Raw genomic sequence first — 25,900 nt, forward strand, 5'->3', positions numbered from 1 at the left:
CAGGCTGGGGGCGTACCAGCCGTCGAGCAGGGCACCGGCCAGGAACGGCGCGCCGGATTCGTCCAGGGCCTTTTCGTTGAACGCCAGCCCTCGTGGCGTGTGGCAACTGCCGCAGTGGCCGGGGCCTTGGACGATATAGGCGCCCCGGTTCCACAGTGCGTCCTGGCCGGGCTTGGCGGCATAGGTCGCGGTCGGTGCAAACACACCGTTCCACAGGGCGATGGGCCAACGCAGGTTGAGCGGCCAGGGAATGTCGCTGGGGATATTAGGCTGGTTGGCCGGTTGCACGCCTTTCATGAAAAACGCGTACAGCGCCTGGATGTCATCGTCGCTGAGCTTCACATAAGACGGGTAGGGCATGGCCGGATAGAGTCGTCGCCCACCCGGTGCTACGCCGTGGCGTACGGCGCGGTCGAAGTCGGCCAGGCTATAGGTGCCGATACCATGCTCGCGGTCGGGGGTGATGTTGGTGGCGTGGATCGCCCCCAGCGGTGTGGCCATTTCCAGGCCACCAGCGAATGGCTGCTTGCCGGCCAGGCTATGGCAGGCCACGCAGTCACTCACTCGCGCGACGTATTCGCCGCGACTGACCAAGGCGGGGTCGAAACTCGTGGCCTGTTGCTGTTCAAAAGGCGAGGCAGGCTCGCGGGTGACGTACCAGGCCAGCAGGCCGGCGGCGACCACGCAGGGCAGCACCAGCCACCCTGCGGTTCTTGCGAATCGGCGGTTATTCATGGGCATTCCCTGTCGGTTAGCTGAAGGTGTAACGGCTCAAAGGCAGACTGCGGATGCGTTGGCCGGTCAGCTGCGCCACGGCATTCGCCACGGCCGGGGCCACAGCCGGCAACGGCGGTTCGCCGATACCGCCCATTTTTTCTCCGCTTTCGACGATCTTCACGTGTACCTGCGCCATACGCGAAGGCGGCAGCACCGGATAAAGGTCGTAGTTGCGCGCCCTTGGCTTGCCATCCACGTATACCGCTTCCTCCAACAAGGTTTGCGACAGGCCCAAGGCCACGGCACCGTTGACTTGCGCTTGCACAATCGCCGGGTTGACGATGCTGCCCGGGTCAATCGCTTCCCAGATGTGATGAACCTTGACCTGGCCGTTCTCGATCGACACCTCGGCCACCACCGCTGCATGGGAGCCAAACGGCGAGGCCATGGCTACGCCGCGTGCACGGCGGGTGCCGTCTTCGGCGGTGTAGGGCCCACGCTTCCAACCGCCAGACAGCTCGGCGGCCGCTTGCAGCAGGGTGGTCAGGCGCGGGTTGTCGCGCAGCAGGTGCAGGCGCAGTTCATAGGGATCATGGCCGCCTTTGTCGGCCAGTTCGTCCAGGAAGGCTTCGTAGAAAAAGTCATTGAGCGAGTTACCCACCGAGCGCCAATAACCGAGCATGGCCGGGCCTTTGACGTAAATCTGCGCGATGCGTTTGTTGGGTATCGCGTAGCTCTTGCCCGACAACCCTTCCAGGGCAGTAGGGTCGATGGCGTCGCCCTGTTTGCCGGCGATGGCTTCGGTGGGGCCTTCGGTGGCGCTCACCGCTTCGATGGCTACGGGCAGGCCTTTGTCATCCAGCGCGGCGCGGAACTTGACCACGGCGACCGGGCGCAATACATCGCGCACGAATTCTTCTTCACGGCTCCAGATCAGCTTGATCGGCCGGCCCACCGCCTTTGCCAACGCGATGGCTTGCGGGTAAGGATTTGCCGAGTCATACAGGAAATGCCGGCCGAAAAAGCCGCCCAGCAGCGGCGAGTGCAGGGTGACTTGCTCAATGCTCAGACCGGTGCGCTTGGCAATGTCGGCACGGAACATATCCGGCGCCTGATTAGGCAGCCACACCTCCAGTGTGCCGTCGGGGTTAAAGCGTGCCAGGGCTGAAGGCGGTTCCAACTGGGCATGGTTGAGGTACTGGTTGTGGTAGGTGGCTTCGACGCGGGTCTTGGCGCTGGCCAGTGCACCGGCCACATCGCCTTCGTTTTCGTCATCGCGGGCCGGGCCTTGCTGGGCAGCGAGGAAGTCGCGGTACTTGTCGCTGGAGAAATCCGCTGGCATCGCCCGCACGGTGGAGTCGGCGGCGGCTTCAAGCCATTCGACCTGAATGGCTTCGACGGCCCGCTTGGCATGCCACCAACGTTCAGCTACCACAGCTACGGCGCCGGGCAGGGTGTGAACCGAATGCACGCCTTTCATGGCTTGCACCTGCGCCTGGTTGCGCAGGCTGCCCACGGTCATGCCCAGGCGTGGCGCATGCTGGACGGCGGCATGGAGCATGCCGTCGATTTTCAGGTCGATGGTGTACTGCGCCTTGCCGGTGGATTTGTCATAGGCATCCAGGCGCTTGACCGGCTTGCCGATCCAGCGGAACTGGCTCGGGTCGCGCAGGGTGATGCTGGCCGGGTCGGGCACCGGCATATCCAGGGCGGCACCTGCCAATTCGCCGTAGCCCAGGGAGCGACCGGAAGCGGCGTGCACCACGCGACCGGGCTGTGTGGTCAGCTCGCTGAGCGGTACGCGCAGTTGCTCGGCGCCGGCCTGCATCAGCATCGCGCGGGCGAGGGCGCCGAGGCGCCGCATGGTCGGGTAGCTCATGCGCACCGACATGCTGCCGCCGGTGATGCGCATGCCATTTTCCATCACCACGTAGGCTTCGCCGGGCGGGGCCGCTTCGACGATGAACGTGGCCGGGTCGGCATCCAATTCTTCACCGACGATCTGCGCCATGGCGGTGTGGGTACCTTGGCCGCCTTCCATGAAGGGGCTGAGCAGGCGCACGCTGCCGTCTGGGCGAATCTCCAGGAAGGCGGGTACCTGGGTTCCACGCTCAGCGGCCGCGCCGGTCGCGGCTTGCACGCGGGAGGTGCCCAGCGGCAAGCCGAAGCCGATCACCAGCGCGCCCACCGCGGTGCTGGCCAGGAAGCGGCGACGGGACAGGTTGATCGGTTCGCCCAGGGTAACGCCGGGAATGATCTCGGTGGTGTTCATCAGGCGGTCTCCTTCCCGGCGGCCAAGGCATCCATGGCGGCATGGATCGCGTTGTAGGTGCCGCAACGGCAGAGGTTCACCATCGCCGCGTCGATCTGCGCCTTGGTCGGCGCGGGGGTATGTTTGAGCAGCGCGGTGGCCGCCATCACCTGCCCGGACTGGCAGTAACCGCATTGCGCTACTTGATGTTCGACCCAGGCCGCCACCACACGCTTGCCCACGTCATCGGCCTCCACGGCCTCGATGGTGGTGATCTCGCGACCGACCACGCCCGCCACAGGCGTCACGCAGGCGCGCACCACATTGCCGTCCACCAGCACCGAACAGGCGCCGCACTGGGCCAGGCCGCAGCCGTATTTGGTGCCGGTCATGCCCAGGTTATCGCGGATCACCCACAACAACGGGGTGTCGGCTTCGGCATCGACCTGATAGGCCTTTTGGTTGATACGTAATTCCATGCGGGCTCACCTGCTGATCATCGGTTGGTGGTGCTTTTTCTTATCAGGGGCGTGCGCGGTGGCATGCCCTGGTGTCGCTCATGGGCGACGGGTTATGGCGGCGGGGTTGAGAACCGGTTTCATCTTGGCCACGCGCGCATGGTTGGACTCTAGACCACGGCGCAAGGGGTATCTATCCCGGTAGGCGATAAGTCGGAGGATCAGGCAAGTATTCGCGAGGATTGAGCGATAGAAGCAGTGGCTGATCCGAGATTTTGACTGATGTGCCGTGATCTTCTGTGGGAGCTGGCTTGCCTGCGATGACGCCCTGACAGCCGACGCCTATCTACCTGACACCCCAACGATCCAACTGTGGGAGCGGGCTTGCTCGCGAAGGCGGCCTGACAGGCGACACAGTTGGATTGTGTACATATCCATTGCTGTGGTAACGGCCACTTAGGGTTCCGCCTGACGGCGGGTCACTTTGGAAAAGAGCCCCAAAGTAACCAAAGGGCTCTTGCCCCACCACTCGGCACCTCGCCCAGGCTCGGTGTGCCCGAACGCAGGCTTGAATCCGTGGGCCGCCGCCACGCGCCATCCATGGCGCGGGGCGGCTAACCCGGCGTCCTGCCGGGTTACCCACGAATTCAAGCCTGCGTTCGGCCAGCGTGGTTTAACGGGGCGCCTAAGATCAAAAGCCAGATCAAGATCACAAGCAGATCAAGATCAAGAGCGGCTCGCTTCGCATCGTGGATACCCATGCTTTCGCATGGTCTATTCACACAATCCCATCAATCAGAATATGCGGCTGCCCGCGGCTGCAGCGCTCGATGGGTGCCTGTACCTGGTCGGCAAAGCGCAGTGCCTGGTTCAGATCATGCAGTGCGATAAACACAATCACCTCGCGTTTGCGCGCCAGGGTGCGCATGAAATCCAGTACTTGTACTTGGCGATGTCTATCGAGGGCGCTGGTGGGTTCGTCCATCAGCAGTACGTCTGGGTCGCGTACCTTGCAGCTGTCGGCGACGGTGGATTTTTAATCCTTGAGCCTAGCGGAACCCTCCCGAGAGCTTGTCTTTCAGGTAGCTGACCAACGCACTCACCGACTTGGGCACATGGGGCGAGTAGGGCCGTATCAGATAGATCTCATCGGCAAACGCGCCTTTGAGTGTCCAGTCCTTCAATACCTGCACCACTTTGCCAGCCGCCAGCGCCGCCTGGGCGCTGAAGTCCGGGAGCAGGGCGATGCCCAGGTGGTTGAGTGCGGCGTCGCGCAAGGCTTCGCTGTTATTGGTGGCGAAGCTGCCGGCGATGGGCACGGTGAGGCGCTCGAGGGGTTGGCTGCCGCGTTCGAAGGTCCAGGCGGGCTGGTCGGTGCCGCGTGGGTAAAACAGGCAGTTGTGGGCCGACAGGTCGCCCGGCTCGCGGGGTTCACCGTGGTGTTGCAGGTAATCATGGGTGGCGACCAGTACCGAGTTGGTGTCGCACAGTTTCCACGCCACGTGGGTTTCGGGCACCTGGAAGCCGTGGCGCACCGCCAGGTCGTAACCCTCGGCGGCCAGTGAGCTCAAGGCATCGGAGACGTCCAGTTGAATACGCACCTGGGGGTACTGCTGCAAAAAGCCGGACAGGTGCGGCACCAGTTGTTGCCGGGCGAAGGCCACGGGGGCGGTCAGGCGCACCAGCCCGCGTATTTCCCCGACCGAGTCGCGCACCGAGGAAAAACTGCGGGCGATCTGCGCATAGGCGCTGCGCACTTCGCGGGCCAATGACAGCCCTGCATCGGTCAGCCGCACGCTGCGGGTGGTGCGCGTCACCAGCCGCGTGCCGGTGGCCTTTTCCAGGTCGGAAATGCGCTGGCTCACCGCTGACTTGCTCACCCCCAGGCGCGCGGCGGCGGCGGTGTAGGTGCCTTGTTCCTCCAGCACTGACAGCCAGTGAATGTGGGTCCACAGCCCTTCGATCTCAGCCTTTTCCATGGGTGTATTGTTCGCATATAAGGACAATAAGTTCTGGATTCTGCTCTGGTTCGGAACAAAGTGAAAGCATATCGTGTGGACCAACGCTACCCACCTGGATCGACTGCCATGACTGCAACCATCGAGCACTACATCAACGACCAGCGCGTCAGCCGCGATGACCGTTATCAGGACGTCTACAACCCGGCCACCGGTGAAGTCACCGCCCGTGTGGCCCTGGCCAGCCGCCAGACCGTGGCCGAAGCCGTCGCCGCCGCCCAGGCCGCGTTTGCCGGCTGGGCCGACACCCCGCCGATCCGTCGCGCCCGCGTGTTGTTCGAGTACCTGCATCTGCTGCGCGAACGCAAGGACGACCTGGCGCGCATCATCGTCGCCGAGCACGGCAAGGTGTTCACCGATGCCCAGGGCGAAGTCGACCGTGGCATCGACATTCTCGAATTTGCCTGCGGCATTCCCAACCTGCTCAAGGGCGAACACTCCGACCAGGTCTCCCGTGGCATGGACAACTGGACGATGCGCCAGCCGTTGGGCGTGGTCGCCGGCGTGACGCCGTTCAACTTCCCGGTGATGGTACCGATGTGGATGTACCCCATCGCCATTGCGGCGGGTAACACCTTTATCCTCAAGCCCAGCCCGACTGACCCAAGCGCGTCGCTGTTCATGGCCGAGCTGCTGCATGAAGCCGGCCTGCCCAAAGGTGTGTTCAACGTGGTGCAGGGGGATAAAGAGTCGGTGGACGCGCTGATCGAACACCCGGACGTCAAGGCCGTGAGCTTCGTCGGCTCCACGCCGATTGCCCAGTACATCTACGAGAGCGGCGCCCGCAACGGCAAGCGCGTGCAAGGCCTGGGCGGGGCGAAAAACCATATGGTGGTGATGCCCGACGCCGATATCGAACGCACCGTGGACGCGCTGATGGGCGCCGCCTACGGCAGTGCCGGCGAGCGCTGCATGGCGATCTCGGTGGCGGTGCTGGTAGGCGACGTGGGTGACAAAGTCATTGCCGCCTTGACCGAACGCGCCAAATTGCTGCGCATCACCGATGGCCGCTATCTCAAAGCCGAGATGGGCCCGATCGTGTCGCGGGCCGCGCTGGAACGCATTAGTGGCTACATTGAGCAGGGTGTACAAGCGGGCGCGCAGTTGCTGCTCGATGGCCGTGACTACGTCCCCACCGAACCCGGCCTGGAAAATGGCTTCTGGCTCGGCGCGACCTTGTTCGACCACGTAACCCAGGACATGAGCATCTACCGCGAAGAAATCTTCGGCCCGGTGCTGGCCTGTGTACGGGTCAACGATTTTGCCGAGGCAGTGAAGCTGGTCAACGACCACGAGTTCGGCAACGGCGTCAGCTGCTTCACCCGCGATGGCAACATTGCTCGTGAGTTTGCGCGGCGCATCGAAGTGGGCATGGTCGGTATCAATGTGCCGATCCCGGTGCCTATGGCCTGGCACGGGTTTGGTGGCTGGAAGAAGAGCCTGTTCGGCGACATGCATGCCTACGGCACCGAGGGTGTACGTTTTTACACCAAGCAGAAGTCGATCATGCAGCGCTGGTCGGAGAGCATCGAGCAGGGCGCGGAGTTTGCGATGCCGGTGTCGAGATAATCGGTACAGCCAAATTACTGAAATTTACCTTGGCGCCCGTTTCCGGGCGCTCCTTGCACAAGCAGGCAAGATGTTACAGCCTAGCCTTACCATTGGTCATAGGCTGTAACGTCGCCCTCCTGATTGCTGGCGTGCGGTACGCTCGATCAAGTACCACGAACTTTGTCTGTCAAGAATATCTAAGTAAAGCATGTCACGAATCTGTCCCGCAGAAAGGTACCCGTTTCTGATTTCATCAGGGGTAGGCGCAACTGCCTCGAGGACAGCTCGAGGATTGATGCCCTGCCGACGAAGACTTGATGGTAAAACACCGGGCTCGTTCCCGGCCCAGATTCGCCTCACCGCACTGATATAGTTGGGAGCACGTTCTGGTGCTACCGGTAAGGCGTGTAGTGCAGGGCGAGAGTGAGTGACCACTGCCTGATTCATTTGGCGTGAAGTAGCAGACAAGTTGGCCAAGGCTCTGCCGGGCAATTGATTGAAAATATTTTCCAGCACATGTTCCGGCATGCCGCTCAAGGTAGCATTCGGTCCGCCCCTCAGCGCTCCTCCTTGCACTTCCAACCTGGGTACCCCTCCTGCTGACTGCAGGTTTTGCTGCCAACGACCCACAAATTGACCCAGTTTCGCTGCGGCTTTCCAGGCGAGAGGCGCCAATGCGGTGACGCCTGAGGCTATTCCTGTGGCAAAGGACAGTGCACCCAGTATGGACGCGGCTTCGGAATTACCCGAAGCCTCCAGTAGAAACGAAGCGACACCGGTGGTGGTCGCTACCACTCCCAGTGCCATTGACGTTACCGCCAATGCGCCACTTGTCGTGAGTGCCGCCAGCCCACCCGCCATTACTCCGGCAACGACGGGCGCCGCTGTTCCGAATGAGGCGGCCGTCGCTAGTACGCCTATCAACAACCCTGCGCCAGCCAAGAACCATTTCCAGAAGCTATGCCCATCCGGGTCGACTCGGTTGAGCGGGTCACCGGCGCAATAGGCGTAACGGTTGAGTCCACCCCTACCGAATGGACTTTCATTGTCGGGTGCCAAGAACATCATAAGGTGAGGGTCGTAGGGTCGATAGCTGCCCAGCAAATAGCCACCTTCTACCAGTCCACGGGGCTCTCCGGCGTAGCCTAGGCGGCTTTTTCCGCTGCCCATGTCCGCCCCATGGGCGGTGTAGCGCACGCGGCGGATCTGCTGATCGTTTTCAACCTGCACCGTGCCTTGACCATCGCAGCCTGTCAGCAAGACCTCGCGTACAGCCTGGGCCATCGTATTCTGGGCAAACACGAAGGTGTCGTCGCGTAGTAACGATAATGCGTCGTCCGACCGGGAGCCGCGTGTACTGATCAGCCGATCACCCTGATAGAACCAGAGCGTCTTAACCCCATTCTGTGTAGTTTGCGTGGCTCTGCCCAGCGGGTCGTATTGATAATCGTATTGACCGTTGCCGCTGATCACTGCGCTGAGTCGCCCCTCTGCGTCCCATTTCAGCTCGCGGCCAAGACCGTCGCGTACCAGACGCCCATCGGCGTCGTACTCCAACGTCAGTGTCTGGGGGGCAGGGTAGGTATGTGTGATGGTAATGGGGCGGTCGGGGGCGGCGCAGTCGTAGGTGAACACCATGACATCGCAATTGCCGTCCGTATAGGTCGTGGTGACTTGTTCGTAGCCGTCCAGGGCGTTAAACGTGAACGTTTGCTGGCTTATAGGCTGGCCGGTGCGCGGATCTTCGGGGCCCTCAGGGCCAGTCACCGATACTTCTACCAGCCTTGCACGCGCGTCATATTGAAATACCTCTTCGCTCAGCAGGTGGTTTTCTTCCTGCCAACGGCGGCTCGCCAGTTGGTCGCGCCCTGTCCACGTCAAAGTCTGGGTCAGTTGACGATGGTTATCGCCGACCCAGGTACGTGAAACTTCCCGTTCAAACTCATCATAGTGGAGGATCTGTTTGAGAGACTGGGTAGGACCTTGTGTGATGTATTGGCTGACGCGGCCGAATGTGTCGTAGGTAATTTGCAGTTCAACAGCTCCCAGCACCTGGCGCTCCGGACGGCCGTAAACGTCATAGAACGTTTGGTGTTCTGCGCCGTTGGAATCCGTAAACGACACGTGCCGTCCCTCCAATGAGTGCGTCCAATCCGTGCTATGCACTTGACCGTCCAGGCACAACTGTTCGGACAATAAGCGCCCGTTATTGGAGTACTGCCAAGTCAATGTGCCGAAGGGGCTCTGTGCTTGTGTTATCTGGCCGGACTTGAAGTCGTATTGAAAAGTGCTGTCCTGACTATCGCCGGGCGACAGTCGGGTCAATTGATTTTCAAGCATCGGTTCATAGGCATATGCCATGGAACGACCACTGCTGCTGGTTCGAGAGGCGGGTAGCTTCTGACCCTCGTTATAGTTGAGACATTCCTTGCGGCTACCGATGGTGCGGCTGACTGGACGACCGATGCCATCATAGGTCTGCTTGCCTAGTGGCAAGGGTGTGAGGCCGATGGGTTTCAACGTAATGCTAACCGGATGATCCGCATCGCTATGCGGGGCGAATGCCCACTCAACCTCGCTGCCGTCTTGCAACCGACGGCGGGTAATACGTCCATATACATCGTAGTGCGTCTGCGTCTGCACACTGGTCTCGCCCGGCACGTTGACCGTATGGGACAAGGGACGATGAAGCCCGTCGTGGGTCCAGGTTTCACTGCGCAGTATTTCATCGTTGCGAGCAAGCGACGTCATGCTGAGCACCTCGCCGGCACTGCCGCGTACTATCCGGGTTTTCGCAGTCACCAGGCCGTCCCGGCTTTCTCGCCAAATGTCGCTTGTCAGTGTGATGGGGTTGGCTTGAGTGTGCTCGAGCGTGCCGTCCGGGTATCTGATCGTGCTCACTTGGCCCCAGTCATCGAACTCATAACTGGTGGTGAGACTCAACGACTGTTCCCTTCCGGCAAACCAGTCCTGAGTGGTCTCTTGTAACAACTGTCCTTCGACGTTATAAACGCCTCGCCAGGTTTCCCGAAAGACCTGGCCGGTGATCAGGTCGTCACGCCGCTCCTCGCGCACTCGGCGCCCGGCGCCATCGAGATAGATACGTCTTTGCTGGCCTGCCAGATCGGTTTCTTCTGCCATGACGGCGTGTTGGCGATAGCGGCCCGCGAGCACATAGCGACACGTGGCGCTGGCTTCGAACTCAGTGCCGGGTGCTACCGTGCTGCGAATGACACGACCCAGGGCGTCATATTCATAAAGGGTTTCCAAACCCTCTTCGCGATTGCTTAGCGTCAACCCCAAAAGACTGTCCCGGGTGACGTGTTCGGTTGATGTATAGCTACCGTCATGGCCGGTAACCCTAATGTGGGTCGTCAGTGCGGTGGCGGTCAGAGTCCGATGGTAATCGGTGGTGGTGATGAGTCCTTGAATCTGCGTCTGTGATTGAGTCACCTGGGCGAAGAAAGGACTGTCGACGACGGTGTCATAACGCTGGGTGGTGTGACCGATCAGAACCAGGCCATCTGCGGTGACGCTAAACGCCTCTTCCGACACGACGACCCACTGCAAGTGATCATCCGATTGGCGTCGCGGCAGCTGTTCATATCGGTAGTGCGTTTGCGTTATCGGCGCGCCGCCCGTTCCGCCAGAGTTTACGGATGCGGGCGTCACGATATGGTGTTGTATCCAGCGGACAAACATTTCCGTGTCGGCAACATCCTGCGTGCCACCCAACGGGTAATAAACCCACTGCTCCACTCGGCCATCGGCATGGCGCTGTTCAAGGGTATTACCGTAATTGTCGTAGGTTGTTTGAGAGGTCTCTTCGCGCGCATCTTGCGCGTCTTCGTAGCGCTTGGTGACTTGAGTGGGTAGCTGACACCAGGCTGGCTGAGCCTCCCAGCCCAGCGTCGGATCCTCACCATAGTCGGTGGTTGTCGTCACTGTCTTGCCGTTGCGCTGCACACGCTCTCGTGTCAGCAGATGGAATCGGTTCCAGGTCCGCTCGGTTTCTGACAGCACTAGCCCGGTGTCGCTGTGCAACGTCTCCAGGCATGTATAGCTATACGACTCGGTGCGATAGAGATTGTCTTCTCCATCACGCCAGCCTCCTGGCAGGTCGGCGCCGTTACCGAGGAAGTTGGTGCTGCCCACCCATGTATAGGTTCGCGAGTTCGCAGGTTGACCCGCCCCAGGATCATGCCGATGCGCTGTCACGCGGGGCAGCGAGGATAAAGGCGCGCCGGGTGGAAGTTGGTGGCCCTCGGTACCGGTGGCATACCACACCTCATCCTCGCTGCCCAAGGGGCCAGTCAGTCTGACGGGAAACAGCAATCCGTCGTGCTCGTCATAACTGAAGGTCCAGCGGCTGTCGTTGTCCGGCAGGATCAGTGTGCTGAGTTGGTCGCCGCTCAGGTGTAGCCTGTAGACACTTTTGGCGGCATCGTCTGGAAAAAGTTGAATCTGGAACTCGTCGATGGTGTCCCGAACAACTCGCAGCACCGCGCGCTGTTCATCGCGAATTTCAGCGAGGACATAACGCCCACTGCCATGGGGCAACCAGTCCAGAAATACCTGGCGCCCTTCAGCAGAGCGTATTTCCTGGGGCAGGGCCAAGCCGCTGTCGCCCTGAACGACCAGCCACTGGGTTTCGCCATCTTTGTACTCGACGCGAAAGCGGCGGCCGTCCGGTCCTTCCTGAATCACGCGGAAATTCAATAGCTTCTGGTCGATGAATACCAATTGACCTTGGTCGACGAATGTCGTCGCTTGACGATCGAGGCTGAAGCTTTCTCCCGTCGTCAACTGCAAGCGCCCGGCGGGCAAGTCCAGTTCAGACATTGCCAGCATCCAGCCACGCCCGAATCCAAAATCTGTGTGGGACGACAGTGGGCTGAACAGCAACCTGAACGACACGGAAGGGCCGGACTGATGATTGGCCTGGAGTTCCGGCAGGGCGATGTGGAGAGTGAGCTGGCCGGTGCGAGCATCGACGCCGTTGCTGACGTGACTCAGGAAATTACCGGCCTGTGTGTAAAGACCGCCTGTTTTCAAGTGGATTGAAGAAGCGCTGTCCATGCCCGAAACTCCTGATGATGAGAGGAGACCTGTGAGGGAAAATCACAACAACACCAACTCCAAGCGGCCAGTCGGCGTTCGGTCTTTGAATGCAATATTCAATAGGTGCTCATTGCCGTACGTGTCGATGGCGCGCAGCTGACAAGGGCCGCCTTGATTGATCGCACTTTCACTGTGGTAGGGAATATTGTTGCCGCCCTGCAGCACCACAGTCACATGCCCTCTTCTTGGACGCGCAACCGTAGTGGCAGGGGAAAACTCCGAGCCGAGTTTAATCGCTGTGTTGTAATTGACGTTGGGCTCGCCCGGTGCGGCGTATCCGACATGGGAGGCCCGCGTGACCGTGTTGTCGCGGTCAACCCATTGAATCATTCCCATGGGGCTCATACTTGTTACCGAGAGTAATTCGACCACGGGCATCTGCACATTCTTTCCAGCGAGTTGGTACTCCCAGGTGAATAAATCGCTGTTGGGGTTGCCCGCGACCAAGTCTCGATTGAACGTGTAGTTGTCAGGGATACTAAAGTGCGGAATTTCTGCCGTTCTAAGGTCGACATACGATTTGAACGTAGCATCTATTGCGGTGTTGTAAGTAACAGGCCCTTGCGCGGTGTGCTGGGTGATTTGTGCATACAATCGGACCGATGCCCCCGTGGGAGCACGGCTCAGGATATAAAAATCTTTTTGAAAGAAATTGACATTCTCAGGCTCTTTTTGAGTAGGCGGTGGGCTGACAGCGCTCGCTGGATAAGGCAGGTACTGATTTTTCGTTTGGGAATAGAACCATTCACTGCCGTCGTCACCTCCGGGTAATATTGGGAAGAGTTCGTTTTTACGGGTGGTAATACACAAGCTCTCTAATTCATCGTCAGAAATGGTCTGGCCTGTTCTGGGAGCAATGATCAATGTCACCAATACTTGTTGACGGGCGTTGGGATAGAGCAGCGCCGACAAACTGGTCAAACTTATTTCGAATCGGCTCAGCCAATTATTGGAGGCGCGGAGGGTTTGTTCAGTCATGCTATTCACCGTGAGTGTATGGGCTACTGAAATGACGTGGTATTCACGTTTCGGAGGAGTCCTGAAAGATGTTGACCGGCGCTTCCTCTATGCGAAGACTGTATCTCGTGCTGTCATTTTCTGGATCTAATAACGCCACACTTGTTTTAAATCGTTGCGAGTTACCAAAAGCGTCAAAAGTGGTAAATTCTTTAGAAGAATTTCTAACAAGGCTGTTACTTGTTGGCACCACGCCTGAAACCACGAATACCAACCTATCGGTGCTTGGCTTGAAGTAACCATTTTCTCTCAGCCATTGACCAGCTTGGTTATTCCAGTTCGAAGGGTAGGCATACCAGAGAAAGTTCGGCTTGTCGGGTTCGCGGACGCCGACCAGGAGGGAGAAGTAGGCCTTTCCAGAACCATGACGGAGATCGTATATGTTCCAAGTAAACCATTCATCGTCATGTTCAACGTGTTTAATCGCAATGGCCCTTGCGGTGCCGGGCAAGTTAAATCCGATGTAATGGTTGTAGGTATACCAATACTGGCTGTGATAACGCACTTGTTCGATTGCTTCTACCAAGCCGCCATTTCCCGCAGTGTAATAGTTCTGCGTTACTGACCTAAGATAGACGGAACTGTAGAAACGACCATTCTGCCCGGCGCCGCCATAAGACACATCCTCGTTATGGCTGGTGTAATCAACGCTCGTACCGGGTAAACGGACACGTACGGCGAATCGGTCTACTATGCCCCCGGGGTTTGCGTCATTGGTCAAGTATCGTTTAAATACTTTTCGTTGGGTTTGTGTACCGTCCGGAGAGTAAAGAGTGAGCGGTTCCGGTTTTGGCGCAGGCAAGAACTGACTCGGCGCCACGCTTTCCGGCCTGTAGGATTGCGGAGGGGGTGATGAGTCAATTTCTTGAACAGTGAAACTTTCATCAAACGGTAAATAGCCTTTTTCATGCGGGCCGGTTTTTGCAGGCCAGCGACCTCGCAGGGCGATGAACGGAATGATTTCGACCGTTGTTCCATCGGGTACGACGGTCACTTGTCCATGTTCATCTCGCGCCTCCAGCGTAATCAAAAATTCGGAAACCTGGCGCCGGTTGTTATAAAGCCGGGCGGTAGCATTTTCTCTTCCTTGAAACTGCTGCTGTTCAAGCAGCAAGTAGCTGATGGTCCTTGCGGAACCTGCGTTCATTGGGTATCCGCCGCCAGGCATGTCGATTTCAGTTAACGGAGTATCGCTCATGATTTAATCATCCAATTCCAACTGACTTAAGGTTCATCACCAAGCCCAATCAGATCGGAGAGGGGGTGCAGCGTCTACCTGTCAATATTGACAGTCGCGACGAGTGGTATATGCGCATGGCTTGCGAGAGTCGGCTGCTCTGCGTGTCAAACGTCCTGTTGATTTAAAGTACGATAAAGTCCAGTATAGATTTTGTAGTATGTATGATCTTCCGTTTTGACATTCTTGCCAAACCAACAACAACTTGCGAGAACCCCTCCATGAAGAAACGCCATCTCCTTCCCGCCCTGGCCCTGAGCCTGTTTGCCGCCAGCCACCTGCCGGCCGCCGAGAAAACCCTGCGTATTGGCATTGAGGCCGCTTACCCACCGTTCGCCTCCAAAACCGGTGACGGCAAGATCGTGGGGTTCGACTACGACATCGGCAACGCCCTGTGTGCGCAAATGAAGGTCAAGTGCGTGTGGATCGAAGGGGAGTTCGACGGGCTGATTCCGTCCCTCAAGGTCAAGAAGATCGACATGGCGTTGTCGTCCATGACCATCAACGAAGACCGCAAGAAGTCGGTGGATTTCACCCACAAGTACTACTTCACCTCGTCGCGTCTGGTGATGAAGGACGGCGCCGTGGTGGATGACCAGTACGCCAGCCTCAAGGGCAAGAACGTCGGTGTACAGCGCGCCACCACCACCGACCGGTATGCCACCGAGGTGTTCGAGCCCAAGGGCATCAACGTCAAGCGCTACAGCAATAACGAAGAAATCTACATGGACCTGGCAGCGGGGCGCCTGGATGCGATCTTTGCCGACACCATTCCCCTAAGCGACTTCCTGTCGATGCCGCGCGGGCAGGGTTATGCCTTTGTCGGCCCGGAGCTCAAAGACCCGAAATACGTGGGTGAGGGGGCTGGCATCGCAGTACGCAAGGGCAATGGCGAGTTGGTCAGCGAATTGAATGCGGCCATCGACGGCATTCGCGCCAGCGGCGAATACCAGAAGATTTCACAGCAGTACTTCAAGGCCGATATCTACGGCGACTGATGCAAAGACGCGGTCAATGTGGGAGCTGTCGAGCTTTAGCGAGGCTGCGAAAGCGATGGGTCAGGTGATGCAAATGTTGACCTTGCCGGCCCCTTCGCAGCCTCGCCGGGGCTCGACAGCTCCCACAGGGAATCGGCGCCGTGGTCAGAAAGGGCTCAACCCTTGAGTTCCTTCAAGTGCTTGTAGACCGTCGCTCGCCCCATGCCCAGCACATTGGCCACATAGTTGGAGGCGCTCTTGCCCTTGAATGCGCCTTCGGCATGCAGCGCCAGCACCAGTTCGCGTTTGTGGTCGCGGGTCAACAGGTTCAGGCTCAACTGACGCTCGCGCAGCCAGGCATGCAGGAAGGTGTTGATACGCTCCTGCCAGTCATCACGGAACAGCGCGTCCGGCTGTGCGATCAGCTTGCTTGGCGACAGGAATAAATCCAGCGCCGCCTTGGCTGTTTCGAACATTGAAATATTCAGGTTGATGCACAACACAGCCAGCCTGCGCCCTTTGTGGTCGTGCAGCACGGTGCTCAGGCTGCGGATTTTCTGGCCATCCCAGTTGAGCTTTTCGTAAGGGCCGATATTCACCTCCCTGACGTCACCGTCGAGCATGTCCTCTAGGGACGAGTCGTCACCCAGGCTGCGTTTGGACAGGTTATTGGCGATGTAATCCACGGTTTGCGTGCGCAGGTCATGCAGCACCACTTCTGCATGGGGAAAGAACAACGTGGCGATTGCATCGGCGATCGCGCGAAAGTTCTGCATGACCTTGTCTTGTTCAGCGGTGTTCATCAATGGGGCTCCAGGCGGACCGGGGAGAGCATACCAGCGTCCAGGCCGAACCGGGTCAGTGCCTCCGGCAGCGGTTCGCCGCGCACCAGAGCGGCGCTTGCCTGGCCCATGGCGGGTGAGGTCTGGATACCATAGCCGCCTTGCGCTGCCACCCAGAACAGCCCCGGTACTTGCGGGTCAAAGCCCGACAGCAAATCACCGTCCTGCACAAAACTGCGCAGCCCGGCCCAGGTGCGCGTGGGGCGGCGGATGGTCAGGGTGGTGGCTTCCTCAATCTGGTAAATGCCCATGGCAATATCCAGCTCTTCGGGTTGCACATCCTGGGGTTCTACCGGGTCGGCGTTGGCCGGTGAGCCGAGGAACATGCCGGCATCCGGTTTCATGTAGAACGCTTCGTCGAGGGCTACCAGCATCGGCCAGTCGTGGCTGTCCATGCCCTCGGGGCCGGCAAAGACAAAGGCCGAGCGGCGCTTGGGCTGCAAGCCGATGGACGCTGCGCCCGCCAGCCCGCCGATATGGTCGGCCCAGGCACCGGCGGCGTTGATGATGACCGGCGCGGTGAAGGTCGCATCCTGGGTGCGCACCTGCCACAGGCCGTCGGCGTCGCGGCTCAAGCCCAGCACATGGCTGTCGGTGCGCACTTCGCCCTGGTTGCGGCGGATACCGCGCAGGTAGCCTTGATGCAGGGCGTCGGTGTCGATGTCACAGGCGGTAGGGTCGTAGATTGCCCCGTGGACTTTTTCACGGCGCAGGATCGGCAAGCGTGCACAGGCTTCATCGACCGTCAGGCGCTGCACCTGCTCTACGGTCGCCTTGGCGCTCAGGTACTGGCTGTCTAGTTCGGCCGGGTCACCGTTGAAATCAACGGTCATTTCGCCCCGGGGCGTCAGCAGGGGATGTTCGCAGAAGCCTGCGGGTGGCTGGTCGAAGAAGGTCCGGCTGGCCAAGGTCAGCGCGCGTACTTGCGGTGTGCCGTACGCGGCGGTGTAGAGCGCTGCCGAACGCCCGGTGGAGTGATAGGCCGGGTGGTTTTCACGCTCCAGCACCAGGACCTTGCCGTGCTGCGACAACCAGAACCCGGTGGACGCGCCGGCAATGCCGCCGCCGATAATGATGAAGTCTGCCTGGCTCATGGAGATCTCCTGAAATAAGCATTGTAGGCGCGTGCGTGCTCGCGAAAAACGTTGACGATAACGCGCCGATTCTGTGTGACCGCAGTGCCTGTGAGGTCTTGGCGAGCAAGCTCGCTCCTACAGTCGATACAGGGCATTGGCCAGGGCGATGTCTTCCAGGCCCAGGCCGATGGAGCGAAAAAAGACGTGACGATCGTAGTCGGGGCGCTGGGCCATGTCGCTGAACAACTCGGGCAGGTCGCCGGCAATCGTGCGTTTGTCCCAGCCGTGCTGTTCGCTGGCGATCAGCATCTCACCGGCCGAATCCGGAGTGGTCTGGCGGTAGTCGCAGAACACGTGCATCTGGTTGAGGCAATGTGGCGGTACTTCATGGGCACGTGGCGCATTGGTGCTGATGGAGGTAATCAGCGCGGGTTTGCTCAGGCGCGAGGGGTCGATGACCGGCCCGGCGGACGAGGTGCACAGCAGGATCACATCCGCGTCTTCCAGGGCGGCCTCACAACTTGAGACGAGGCTCAGGCGCGGGTCCAGGCTGGTCAACTGCGCACGCGTCTCGGCGCTGGCGCTGCCCAGGCTTGGCGAGTACAGGCGGATCTGCTGCCAGTCGCGCAGGTTCTGCACATAACGCAGGTGCGCCTGGGCGACCTTGCCGCTGCCGATGATCGCCAGGCGTTGCGCCGCCGCCGGTGCCAGCGCATCCACTGCCAAAGCCGTGGCGGCGGCGGTGCGTGCAGTGGTCAATTCAGCGGCATCGCACAACAGCAATGGCTGGCCGCTGTGCATCGACATCAATAAGGTCCAGGCCGTCACCAAAGGGCCCTGATCACGCACGATATAGGGGGAGGTCTTGACCCCGTACACGCCGTCTCCGGCCAGTACGCCCAGGTAGTTGATGAAATCCCCGGCGCCTTGAGGAAATTCCACCAGCTGTTGCGCCGGCTGTACCGCTTGCCCGGCGGCGAGGTCGCGGAACAGTTTGCGCAGGATCGCGGGTACATCGACTTGAGCCAATAAAGTACGGGCCTGGGCCTGGTCGATGACGAGGGGCGTCGTGGACATGGGGTTCTCCGGATAAACTAATTTGTCCATTATGGACTTTTAGTTTTTATCCGCAATGACCTGAGGGAAAAATGAGATCAATGTGGGGGAGCCATGAGGATCAGATGTGGGAGCTGGCTTGCCTGCGATAGCGGTGTGTCAGTCGGTCCATCAGGTGACTGACCCGCCGCCATCGCAGGCAAGCCAGCTCCCACAGGTGATCGGTGGTGTGCTGGCGGACGAGTTATCGCCTGCCCGAGCGCGTACTCACATCCACCCACACCGCCAGCACCAGAATGCTGCCCTTCACAATCATCTGCCAGTAGCTGTCCACATCGAGCATCGACATGCCGTTGTCCAAACTTGTAATCACCAACGCGCCAAGCAACGCGCCATAGACGGTGCCCGAGCCGCCGCGCATCGACGTGCCGCCGATAAAACAGGCCGCGATGGCATCGAGTTCGCCCATGTTGCCCGCCGAGGGTGAACCCGCAGCAAGGCGCGCGGTGTTGACCAGGCCGGCCAGCGCGCACATCACCCCCATGATGCCGAAGATCCACAGTTTCACTGCTTGCACGTTGATGCCGGATAGCCGTGTGGCTTCCATATTGCTGCCTACCGCATACACGCGGCGGCCGAATACGGTCTGGCTGGTGACGTAGCTGAATACGCCGAGCAGCACCAGCAACAGCAGAACCGGCACGGGGATACCGTCGTAGCTGTTGAGGGTGGTGACGAACCCGGCGAGCACCGCGCCGATCAATACCACACGTAACACGTCGCGCACCAAAGCGTGCGCGGCCAAGCCATGCAGTGCGCGGTTGCGCCGCTGCTTCCAGGTCAGGAACAGCGTCAGTGCGAACAGCAGTACGCCAAGCCCAGCGCCCACACTGTGGGGCAAATACCCCTGGCCCACATACACCAGCGACGGCGACACCGGCGCAATAGTGGTGCCGCCGGTAATCCCCAGCAGAATCCCGCGAAACGCCAACATTCCGCCCAGGCCGACGATGAACGAGGGAATGCGCAGGTAAGCGGTCATGTAGCCGTTGGCCAGGCCGATCATCAAGCCGCACAGCGCCACCAGGCTCAGGTTGGCCAATAGCGGCACGTGATAGACCACATCCAGAATCGCCGCCAGCCCGCCCAACAGTCCGAGCAACGAGCCCACCGACAAGTCGATCTCGCCGCTGATAATCACCAGCACCATGCCGCAGGCCAATATCCCGCTGATCGACATCTGCCGCAGCAGGTTGGAGAGGTTGCGCGGGGTGAGAAAACCGCCCTCGGTCTGCCAACTGAAAAACAACCAGATGAACGCCACGGCGATCACCAGCGCGAGCATCTTGTAGCGGGTAAAAAGGTGTTTGACCTGATTCATCTACGCGGTCTTCCGATCATTAGGGTTATGGCTGAGCGCGGCGGCGAGCACCTGTTCCTGGGTGAGCCCTTCATTGATGAAATCCCCCCGCAACTGGCCGTCGCCAATCACCAGCACGCGGTTGGACACGCCGAGCACTTCGGCCAGTTCTGAGGAGACCATGATGATCGACACGCCTTCGGCGGCCAGCGCACCCATCAATTTGTAGATCTCGTACTTGGCGCCCACGTCCACCCCGCGTGTGGGTTCGTCGAGGATCAGCACCTTGGGCTGGGTCATCAGCATTTTCGCCAGCACGGCCTTTTGCTGGTTGCCGCCTGAGAGGTTGGTGATCGGCAGCGACGGGCTGGCGGTCTTGAGGTGCATGCGGCTGATCTGCTGGTCGATGCTGCCCAGTTCGGCCTCAGCGTCGATGCGGGTCATGTGCGCGTAGGTGTCGAGCACCGCCAGGGTAATGTTCTGGCCTACCCCCAGGTCGGGAATGATGCCTTGGCGCTTGCGGTCTTCGGGCACCATGCACAGCCCGGCGCGGATCGACTTGAGCGGCGTGCGCGTGTCGATCACCTGGCCGTCCAGCCATACTTCGGCGCTGTAGCGGCCGGGGTAAGCGCCGAACAGCGCCGACACCAACTCCGTGCGCCCGGCGCCCACCAAGCCGGCGATGCCAAGGATTTCACCGCGCCTGAGCACGAAGGAGATGTCGTCGACGCGCTTGCGCTTGGGGTTATCGACGTCGTAGCAGGTGACGTTACGCGCTTCGAAGATCACCTCGCCCACTTCATGGTGCTCGATGGGGAAGAGGTTGCTCATTTCGCGGCCGACCATCTGCGTGATGATCCGGGGGATGTCCATGTCTGCCATGGCGGTGGTTGCGATGTGCCTGCCGTCGCGAATTACTGCAATGGTGTCGCACACCGCCGCCACTTCATCGAGCTTGTGGGAGATGTACACGCAGGCCACGCCCTTGGCCTTCAGGCCCTTGATAATGTCCAGCAACACCTCGATTTCGCCACGGGTCAAGGCCGAGGAGGGCTCGTCAAGAATCAACAGGCGCGCCTGTTTGTTCAAGGCCTTGGCGATCTCCACCAGTTGCTGGTAGCCGCCGCCGTACTGCGACACCGGCAGCGCCACATTCATGTCCGGCACCTTGAGTTCACGCATCAACGCCTCGGCGCGGTGCAACATCGCCGGGTAGTTCATGCGCCCACCGGGCAGGGTCAGTTCGTGGCCCATGAAAATGTTCTCGGCCACCGACAGGTCGGGCACCAGGGTCAGTTCCTGATGAATGATGACAATGCCGGCCGCCTCGGTTTCGCGGATGGACTGGGCCTTGAGCGGCTGCCCATCCCAGAGGATTTCCCCCTCCCAGGTGCCGTGCGGGTACACCGCCGACAGCACCTTCATCAAGGTGGATTTACCCGCACCGTTTTCACCGCACAGGCCCACGCATTCCCCAGGCTTGACCTTGATGTCTATGCCGTTGAGAGCGTTGACACCGCCAAAGCTTTTGACGATGCCGTTCATTTGCAGCAGGTAATGCGACATGGCAATGGCTCACACAAAAGGCCGACGAAACACCGTCACTGTAGGAGCGAGCTTGCTCGCGAAAAACCCCCAGGCGACACGGGCTGCCTGCCAGGACCTACAGGCCGATCTGCTCTTTGGTATAGAAGCCGTCTTTCTCCAACACATCGATGTTGGCCTTGGTCAACGGCGTCGGCGTGAGCAAGATGGTGTCGACCTTTTTGCTGCCATTGTCATATTGCGAGCTGTAGGTCGGCTGTTCGCTGCGTGCCAGTTGCACCGAAAGCTTGGCCGCTTCGGTAGCGATCAGCTTGAGCGGTTTGTACACGGTCATGGTCTGGGTGCCGTTGATCACGCGCTTGATCGCTGCGAGGTCAGCGTCCTGGCCGGAGATTGGCACCTTGCCCGCCAGTTTCTGCGCGGCCAGGGCCTGGATCGCACCGCCGGCGGTGGCGTCGTTGGAGGCGACAATAGCGTCGATCTTGTTGTCGTTACGGGTCAGGGCGTTTTCGACAATGCTCAATGCCTCGGTGGGGTTCCATTCCTTGACCCATTGCTGGCCGACGATCTTGATATCGCCTTTGTCGATGGCCGGTTGCAGCACCTTCATCTGACCTTCGCGCAGCACCTTGGCGTTGTTGTCCGTCGGCGCGCCGCCGAGCAGGAAGTAATTGCCCTTGGGCGCCGCTTGCAACACGCCGCTGGCCTGCATCTCGCCGACTTTTTCGTTATCGAAGGAAATATAGGCGTCGATGTCGGCATTGAGGATCAGGCGATCATAGGACACCACCTTGATCCCGGCTTTCTTGGCTTCGGCCACCGCATTGGTCAGCACCGTGGCGTTGAACGGCACGATCACGATCACATCGACGCCCCGGGAGATCAGGTTTTCGATCTGGGCAATCTGCTTCTGCTCGTTGGCATCGGCAGACTGCACGAACACCTTGGCGTCGAGCTTTTCCGCAGCGGCGACAAAGTAATCACGGTCGCGGGACCAGCGCTCCAGGCGCAGGTCGTCGATGGAAAAACCGATTTTGGGGTGCGCAGGATCCGCCATCACCGGCAGGGCGAGCAGTGCCAGGGCTGCGGCGAGCAGGGCAGGTTTGAATGACTTCATGGTGGTGCGTCCTTTTATTGTTGTTGGAAAGACACTAGGTGAAGATCCTCTTTGTGGCGAGGGAGCTTGCTCCCGCTGGAGTGCGTAGCACTCCCATTTTTTGGGGCCGCTTCGCGCCCCAGCGGGAGCAATCTCTGGCCACAGTCAGGTGTAGATAAACCGATTCACAACGCCTTCAAGCATCTCCTGGCGCCCACTCACCGCCTGCGGGTTCAGCTCGTTGGCAAAGGCATGTTCAGCCAATGATTCCAGGCTGAACTCACCGGCCAACACCGCCTGGCCCAATGGCTGCTGCCAGCCGGCATAGCGTTGGTCCTTGAACTGCTGCAAGCGGTCGTCCTGCACCATCGCCGCCGCACGCTCCAGGGCCAGAGCCAGCACATCCATGGCGGCGACATGCCCGTGGAACAGGTCCACCTCGTCCAGGCTCTGGCGGCGCACCTTGGAATCGAAGTTATAGCCGCCGTTCTTGAACCCGCCAGCCTTGAGGATTTCGTAGGTGGCCAGGGTCATCTCCTCGACGCTATTGGGGAACTGGTCGGTGTCCCAACCGTTCTGCGGGTCGCCGCGGTTGGCGTCGATACTGCCGAAGATCCCCAACGACACGGCGGTGGCGATCTCATGATGAAAGCTGTGCCCGGCCAGCGTCGCGTGATTGGCCTCGATGTTAACTTTGATCTCGTGTTCCAGGCCGTACTCATGCAGGAAGCCGAACACGGTGGCGCTGTCGTAATCGTATTGGTGTTTGGTCGGCTCTTGGGGCTTGGGCTCGATCAACAGGTCACCCGTAAAGCCGATCTTGTGCTTGTGTTCAACCACCATGCGCATAAAACGCCCGAGCTGTTCGCGCTCGCGCTTGAGGTCGGTGTTGAGCAAAGTTTCATACCCTTCACGGCCACCCCACAGCACATAGTTGGCGCCCTTAAGGCGCAGCGTGGCATTCATTGCACTGAACACCTGGGCGGCGGCGAAGGCGAACACCTCTGGATCTGGGTTGCTCGCCGCCCCGGCGGCAAAACGCGGGTTGCTGAAGCAATTGGCGGTGCCCCACAGCAGCTTGATGCCAGTCTGTTCCTGATGGCGCTCCAGGTGGTCGACCATCTGCGCAAAGTGATTGCGGTACTCCTTGAGCGTGCTGCCTTCGGGCGCCACATCGGTGTCGTGAAAGCTGTAGTAGTCGATGCCCAGCTTGGAAAAAAACTCAAACGCCGCCTCGGCCTTGCCGATGGCCACCTCCATCGGATCGCCACTGCGCTGCCACGGGCGCTTGAACGTCCCCATCCCAAACATATCCGCCCCCGGCCACACAAAGGTATGCCAGTAACAGGCGGCCATGCGCAGGTGCTCCCGCATGGGCTTGCCGAGGATCAGCTTGTTGGCGTCGTAGTGACGAAACGCGAGGGCAGAGGTGCTGGCAGGGCCTTCGAAGCGCACCTTTTCGACACCGGGGAAGTACGGCATGGGTTTTTCCTTATTGTTCTGAGCGGTGTCTGGATACTAGCAATGGCACTTGGGCGGCTGATTATGAAAATCACCAAAGGGGAGTGCGATTTTGAGTGAGGGGCTGAGAACGGCTGAGGGAGTACAGGATTTAGAGAAACGTCTGACTTTACGGTGGGGATATGCCTCTTCAAGGTTTGGTGTGCCACTTGCTCGTTTACCTCGGAAGGCGTTACGCGTCAGTTTTCTTATCGGGACGAGCAGGGAAGTACGGCCAAAAAACATGGATAAGAGGCAAAAAAATGAGCGTAGGTTATTTCATTGGACTGGGTGACAAGACCACCTGCGGCGGGGAAGTGCTGGACGGTGATAAGAGAGTCAACATACATGGCCTTTTTCATGCGTGCGAAGGTGACCGAGTCACCTGCGGCAAGGATGGGCAAACTTATAAGATCGTCGGTGGCGTTTCCCACATAAACAGCCATGGTCGGCTTATGTCCGGCACTTTGGATAGTTACAGCGACTGTCCCTGTAAAGCCGAGCTGATTCCTTCGGTGTACTCGGCCACCTATGAAAACCAACATGCAGAACCGCCCATTAACCTGCGAGTAGCTCAACCAAACGCATCATCTGTAAATCGAAACACTGTAGCGCCACGTCATTCTGGTTTCGTGCCGTCCGGTCATGTTGGATCAATGGCATCCAATGGTGTGCAAGGTCAGGAGCCAGGTTTTTATATCGTGCCCAAAAGCATGACCCGCGAGGCGCTGGAAGCCACACTTTTTCCGACGCTCGACACGGCTGTAATGCGCAAGTTTCAATCGCTGAATCCCAACACAGGCTACGTCAAAGCTGGTTCGATGATCGTGCTCAGCGATCCGAAAAACACCTCCTGCTCGTATGAAGAAGCTCAACTGATGCAGGCTGCACAACACGTCAGCGCATCACTGGATGAGCTGACGCCGGACGAGGCTGACTTTCTGCATCGCCACGGTGCAGAGATCGCCGGTTTCATCGGCCAAACCTCAACCTGGCTCGGCGTCAGCGCAGTGGTGATGGAAAAACACCTGAGCAATCTGCGCGAAACGCTGCAGGCCATGGAGCGCCTGCATCAGGACAGCTATCGGCAGCACGGACACCTTAGGTCACCGCAGTTCTTCGCTGATCGTCAGCGACTTATGAATCAGTTGGATGCTCATCTGCTCAACTCCACCCGCCTGCGCGGGCAGACCACCTTGGGCGATCACCCCAAGTTGAAAACGGCCCTGGGTATATCCAGTCGCAGCTTGGTGCATCACTGGGACAAGGCGGGTGGGCCGGGGCAGATTCCGGGGTATGCCGCTCATGTGGAAGCGGTCAGCCGTGCCACGAAGTACATGAAGGCAGGGGGTTATATCGGTATTGGACTTGGGGGAGTGTCTTCGTTGCTGGCTATTGAGCAGGTATGTAACGGGGATTCTGGAGCTGCATGTGAGAGGGTTAAGTTCACTGAAGGGGGGAAATTCGCTGGAGCCACATTGGGGGGTATTTGGGGTGGAGTGACGGGTCAAATTGCGGGTGGTTCAATCTGTTTGGGGATTGGAGTGGCAACCGGCGGGCTTGGAGGGGTCGTCTGTGTCGCGGCCTTAGTCGGGGCCGGCGCCTGGGCAGGTACGACTTTCGGTGAGATGGGTGGCGATTATATTGGGGAAAAAATTTACGAGGCTTTTCAACCATGACCCGTATTGACTCTTGGTCACCCTGGGCTGCGATCATTTTTACCGGCGGGCCTTTTCTGCTCGAACTCGTGAGTATTGCGTACAGCTTGTTCCTGAGTCATCGACATTTGGATGCGATAAAAGAGGCATTGAAAAACAGTCGCTATATTTATCTTTGGGGGCCGAGCCTGGGGAGGCGCGGCTATATTTGGTCGTTGTTGGAGATGGCGAAAATCACCGGGATGATAGCGATGCCGAGGACATATATCCGCATTGGTGACTTGAGCCCTATCGATTATGAAAACTTTCCTCCGTACCTAAAACGCCTGCTGAACCTACATTTAGCAATGGTAGTTGGCACTGGCGTTTGGCTAGGAACTGTATTCATAGTTTTAAAATTTAGGTAGATAGAACGGGCCT

18 protein-coding genes and 1 pseudogene are annotated in these 25,900 nt (G+C 59.4%); 4 read left to right on the plus strand and 15 right to left on the minus strand.

Annotated elements, in window-relative coordinates; genetic code table 11:
* The 5 genes and pseudogenes from APH41_RS24855 to APH41_RS28940 form a co-directional block, all read right to left on the minus strand.
* The coding region (locus APH41_RS24855; protein ID WP_156359092.1) for a cytochrome c at positions 1 to 735 on the minus strand (735 nt) is incomplete at its 3' end.
* Positions 736 to 751: 16 nt separating this feature from the next.
* Positions 752 to 2,989, minus strand: a complete 2,238-nt coding sequence (locus APH41_RS24860; protein ID WP_054895689.1) for a molybdopterin cofactor-binding domain-containing protein — start codon at positions 2,987 to 2,989, stop codon at positions 752 to 754.
* Complete coding sequence (locus APH41_RS24865) at positions 2,989 to 3,447, minus strand: (2Fe-2S)-binding protein (protein ID WP_014718046.1); 459 nt, start codon at positions 3,445 to 3,447, stop codon at positions 2,989 to 2,991. The genes APH41_RS24860 and APH41_RS24865 overlap by 1 nt, the downstream gene beginning before the upstream one ends.
* Before the next feature lie 757 nt (positions 3,448 to 4,204).
* Positions 4,205 to 4,435 (minus strand): annotated as a pseudogene (locus APH41_RS28935) (ABC transporter ATP-binding protein); the annotation flags it as partial.
* Between the two features lie 40 nt (positions 4,436 to 4,475).
* Positions 4,476 to 5,405 (minus strand): LysR family transcriptional regulator, encoded by a 930-nt coding sequence (locus tag APH41_RS28940; protein WP_054895687.1) that lies wholly within the window; start codon positions 5,403 to 5,405, stop codon positions 4,476 to 4,478.
* Positions 5,406 to 5,513: 108 nt separating this feature from the next.
* Between APH41_RS28940 and APH41_RS24880 the strand changes: the two genes are divergently transcribed.
* Positions 5,514 to 7,013, plus strand: a complete 1,500-nt coding sequence (locus APH41_RS24880; RefSeq protein ID WP_054922101.1) for a CoA-acylating methylmalonate-semialdehyde dehydrogenase — start codon at positions 5,514 to 5,516, stop codon at positions 7,011 to 7,013.
* Positions 7,014 to 7,109: 96 nt separating this feature from the next.
* On the opposite strand, the gene APH41_RS24885 is transcribed toward APH41_RS24880, so the two are convergent.
* Genes APH41_RS24885 through APH41_RS24895 form a run of 3 tightly spaced genes read right to left on the minus strand, consistent with a single transcriptional unit; the run spans position 7,110 to position 14,331 of the window.
* Positions 7,110 to 12,074: an RHS repeat-associated core domain-containing protein gene (locus tag APH41_RS24885; RefSeq protein ID WP_054895685.1), complete on the minus strand. Its 4,965-nt coding sequence runs from the start codon at positions 12,072 to 12,074 to the stop codon at positions 7,110 to 7,112.
* 42 nt (positions 12,075 to 12,116) lie between these two features.
* Complete coding sequence (locus tag APH41_RS24890) at positions 12,117 to 13,094, minus strand: hypothetical protein (protein WP_054922103.1); 978 nt, start codon at positions 13,092 to 13,094, stop codon at positions 12,117 to 12,119.
* Between the two features lie 43 nt (positions 13,095 to 13,137).
* Entirely contained in the window at positions 13,138 to 14,331 is a 1,194-nt protein-coding gene (locus tag APH41_RS24895; protein WP_054922105.1) for a hypothetical protein, read from the minus strand.
* Positions 14,332 to 14,591: 260 nt separating this feature from the next.
* Here APH41_RS24895 and APH41_RS24900 point away from each other — a divergent pair, with 260 nt between their 5' ends.
* Positions 14,592 to 15,368, plus strand: a complete 777-nt coding sequence (locus APH41_RS24900) for an ABC transporter substrate-binding protein (protein ID WP_054895682.1) — start codon at positions 14,592 to 14,594, stop codon at positions 15,366 to 15,368.
* Positions 15,369 to 15,523: 155 nt separating this feature from the next.
* Here the strand turns inward: APH41_RS24900 and APH41_RS24905 are convergent, their stop codons facing one another.
* The 7 genes from APH41_RS24905 to xylA all read right to left on the minus strand — a co-directional run bounded on the left by APH41_RS24905 (position 15,524) and on the right by xylA (position 23,804).
* On the minus strand, positions 15,524 to 16,150 hold the full coding sequence (locus APH41_RS24905) for a transcriptional regulator (protein ID WP_054895681.1): 627 nt from the start codon (positions 16,148 to 16,150) through the stop codon (positions 15,524 to 15,526).
* The gene (locus APH41_RS24910; protein WP_054895680.1) at positions 16,150 to 17,283 is read right to left on the minus strand and encodes an FAD-binding oxidoreductase; all 1,134 of its coding nucleotides are present in this window, start codon (positions 17,281 to 17,283) and stop codon (positions 16,150 to 16,152) included. The genes APH41_RS24905 and APH41_RS24910 overlap by 1 nt, the downstream gene beginning before the upstream one ends.
* Before the next feature lie 117 nt (positions 17,284 to 17,400).
* Positions 17,401 to 18,342, minus strand: a complete 942-nt coding sequence (locus APH41_RS24915) for an ornithine cyclodeaminase family protein (protein WP_054895679.1) — start codon at positions 18,340 to 18,342, stop codon at positions 17,401 to 17,403.
* Positions 18,343 to 18,565: 223 nt separating this feature from the next.
* On the minus strand, positions 18,566 to 19,702 hold the full coding sequence (locus tag APH41_RS24920) for a sugar ABC transporter permease (protein ID WP_054895678.1): 1,137 nt from the start codon (positions 19,700 to 19,702) through the stop codon (positions 18,566 to 18,568).
* Complete coding sequence (gene xylG, locus APH41_RS24925) at positions 19,703 to 21,247, minus strand: D-xylose ABC transporter ATP-binding protein (protein WP_054895677.1); 1,545 nt, start codon at positions 21,245 to 21,247, stop codon at positions 19,703 to 19,705.
* A gap of 97 nt (positions 21,248 to 21,344) precedes the next feature.
* Positions 21,345 to 22,343 carry a D-xylose ABC transporter substrate-binding protein gene (xylF, locus tag APH41_RS24930; protein WP_054895676.1) on the minus strand — a complete coding sequence of 333 codons (999 nt, stop codon included), beginning with the start codon at positions 22,341 to 22,343 and terminating at the stop codon, positions 21,345 to 21,347.
* Between the two features lie 144 nt (positions 22,344 to 22,487).
* On the minus strand, positions 22,488 to 23,804 hold the full coding sequence (gene xylA / locus APH41_RS24935; protein WP_054895675.1) for a xylose isomerase: 1,317 nt from the start codon (positions 23,802 to 23,804) through the stop codon (positions 22,488 to 22,490).
* 281 nt (positions 23,805 to 24,085) lie between these two features.
* On the opposite strand from xylA, the gene APH41_RS24940 reads away from it, so the two are divergent.
* Positions 24,086 to 25,501, plus strand: a complete 1,416-nt coding sequence (locus APH41_RS24940; protein WP_054895674.1) for a PAAR domain-containing protein — start codon at positions 24,086 to 24,088, stop codon at positions 25,499 to 25,501.
* Positions 25,498 to 25,887: a hypothetical protein gene (locus APH41_RS24945; RefSeq protein WP_054895673.1), complete on the plus strand. Its 390-nt coding sequence runs from the start codon at positions 25,498 to 25,500 to the stop codon at positions 25,885 to 25,887. The genes APH41_RS24940 and APH41_RS24945 overlap by 4 nt, the downstream gene beginning before the upstream one ends.
* Positions 25,888 to 25,900 lie beyond the last annotated feature (13 nt).

This window comes from Pseudomonas sp. NBRC 111138 (genome assembly GCF_001320835.1).
GTDB lineage: Bacteria > Pseudomonadota > Gammaproteobacteria > Pseudomonadales > Pseudomonadaceae > Aquipseudomonas > Aquipseudomonas paracarnis.

What these genes read in the sequence shown, in the direction of transcription:
- APH41_RS24860 (WP_054895689.1), bottom strand. Translation starts at nt 2,989, where the DNA reads ATGAACACCACCGAGATCATTCCCGGCGTTACCCTGGGCGAACCGATC.
- APH41_RS24865 (WP_014718046.1), bottom strand. Translation starts at nt 3,447, where the DNA reads ATGGAATTACGTATCAACCAAAAGGCCTATCAGGTCGATGCCGAAGCC.
- APH41_RS28940 (WP_054895687.1), bottom strand. Translation starts at nt 5,405, where the DNA reads ATGGAAAAGGCTGAGATCGAAGGGCTGTGGACCCACATTCACTGGCTG.
- APH41_RS24880 (WP_054922101.1), top strand. Translation starts at nt 5,514, where the DNA reads ATGACTGCAACCATCGAGCACTACATCAACGACCAGCGCGTCAGCCGC.
- APH41_RS24885 (WP_054895685.1), bottom strand. Translation starts at nt 12,074, where the DNA reads ATGGACAGCGCTTCTTCAATCCACTTGAAAACAGGCGGTCTTTACACA.
- APH41_RS24890 (WP_054922103.1), bottom strand. Translation starts at nt 13,094, where the DNA reads ATGACTGAACAAACCCTCCGCGCCTCCAATAATTGGCTGAGCCGATTC.
- APH41_RS24895 (WP_054922105.1), bottom strand. Translation starts at nt 14,331, where the DNA reads ATGAGCGATACTCCGTTAACTGAAATCGACATGCCTGGCGGCGGATAC.
- APH41_RS24900 (WP_054895682.1), top strand. Translation starts at nt 14,592, where the DNA reads ATGAAGAAACGCCATCTCCTTCCCGCCCTGGCCCTGAGCCTGTTTGCC.
- APH41_RS24905 (WP_054895681.1), bottom strand. Translation starts at nt 16,150, where the DNA reads ATGAACACCGCTGAACAAGACAAGGTCATGCAGAACTTTCGCGCGATC.
- APH41_RS24910 (WP_054895680.1), bottom strand. Translation starts at nt 17,283, where the DNA reads ATGAGCCAGGCAGACTTCATCATTATCGGCGGCGGCATTGCCGGCGCG.
- APH41_RS24915 (WP_054895679.1), bottom strand. Translation starts at nt 18,342, where the DNA reads ATGTCCACGACGCCCCTCGTCATCGACCAGGCCCAGGCCCGTACTTTA.
- APH41_RS24920 (WP_054895678.1), bottom strand. Translation starts at nt 19,702, where the DNA reads ATGAATCAGGTCAAACACCTTTTTACCCGCTACAAGATGCTCGCGCTG.
- xylG (WP_054895677.1), bottom strand. Translation starts at nt 21,247, where the DNA reads ATGTCGCATTACCTGCTGCAAATGAACGGCATCGTCAAAAGCTTTGGC.
- xylF (WP_054895676.1), bottom strand. Translation starts at nt 22,343, where the DNA reads ATGAAGTCATTCAAACCTGCCCTGCTCGCCGCAGCCCTGGCACTGCTC.
- xylA (WP_054895675.1), bottom strand. Translation starts at nt 23,804, where the DNA reads ATGCCGTACTTCCCCGGTGTCGAAAAGGTGCGCTTCGAAGGCCCTGCC.
- APH41_RS24940 (WP_054895674.1), top strand. Translation starts at nt 24,086, where the DNA reads ATGAGCGTAGGTTATTTCATTGGACTGGGTGACAAGACCACCTGCGGC.
- APH41_RS24945 (WP_054895673.1), top strand. Translation starts at nt 25,498, where the DNA reads ATGACCCGTATTGACTCTTGGTCACCCTGGGCTGCGATCATTTTTACC.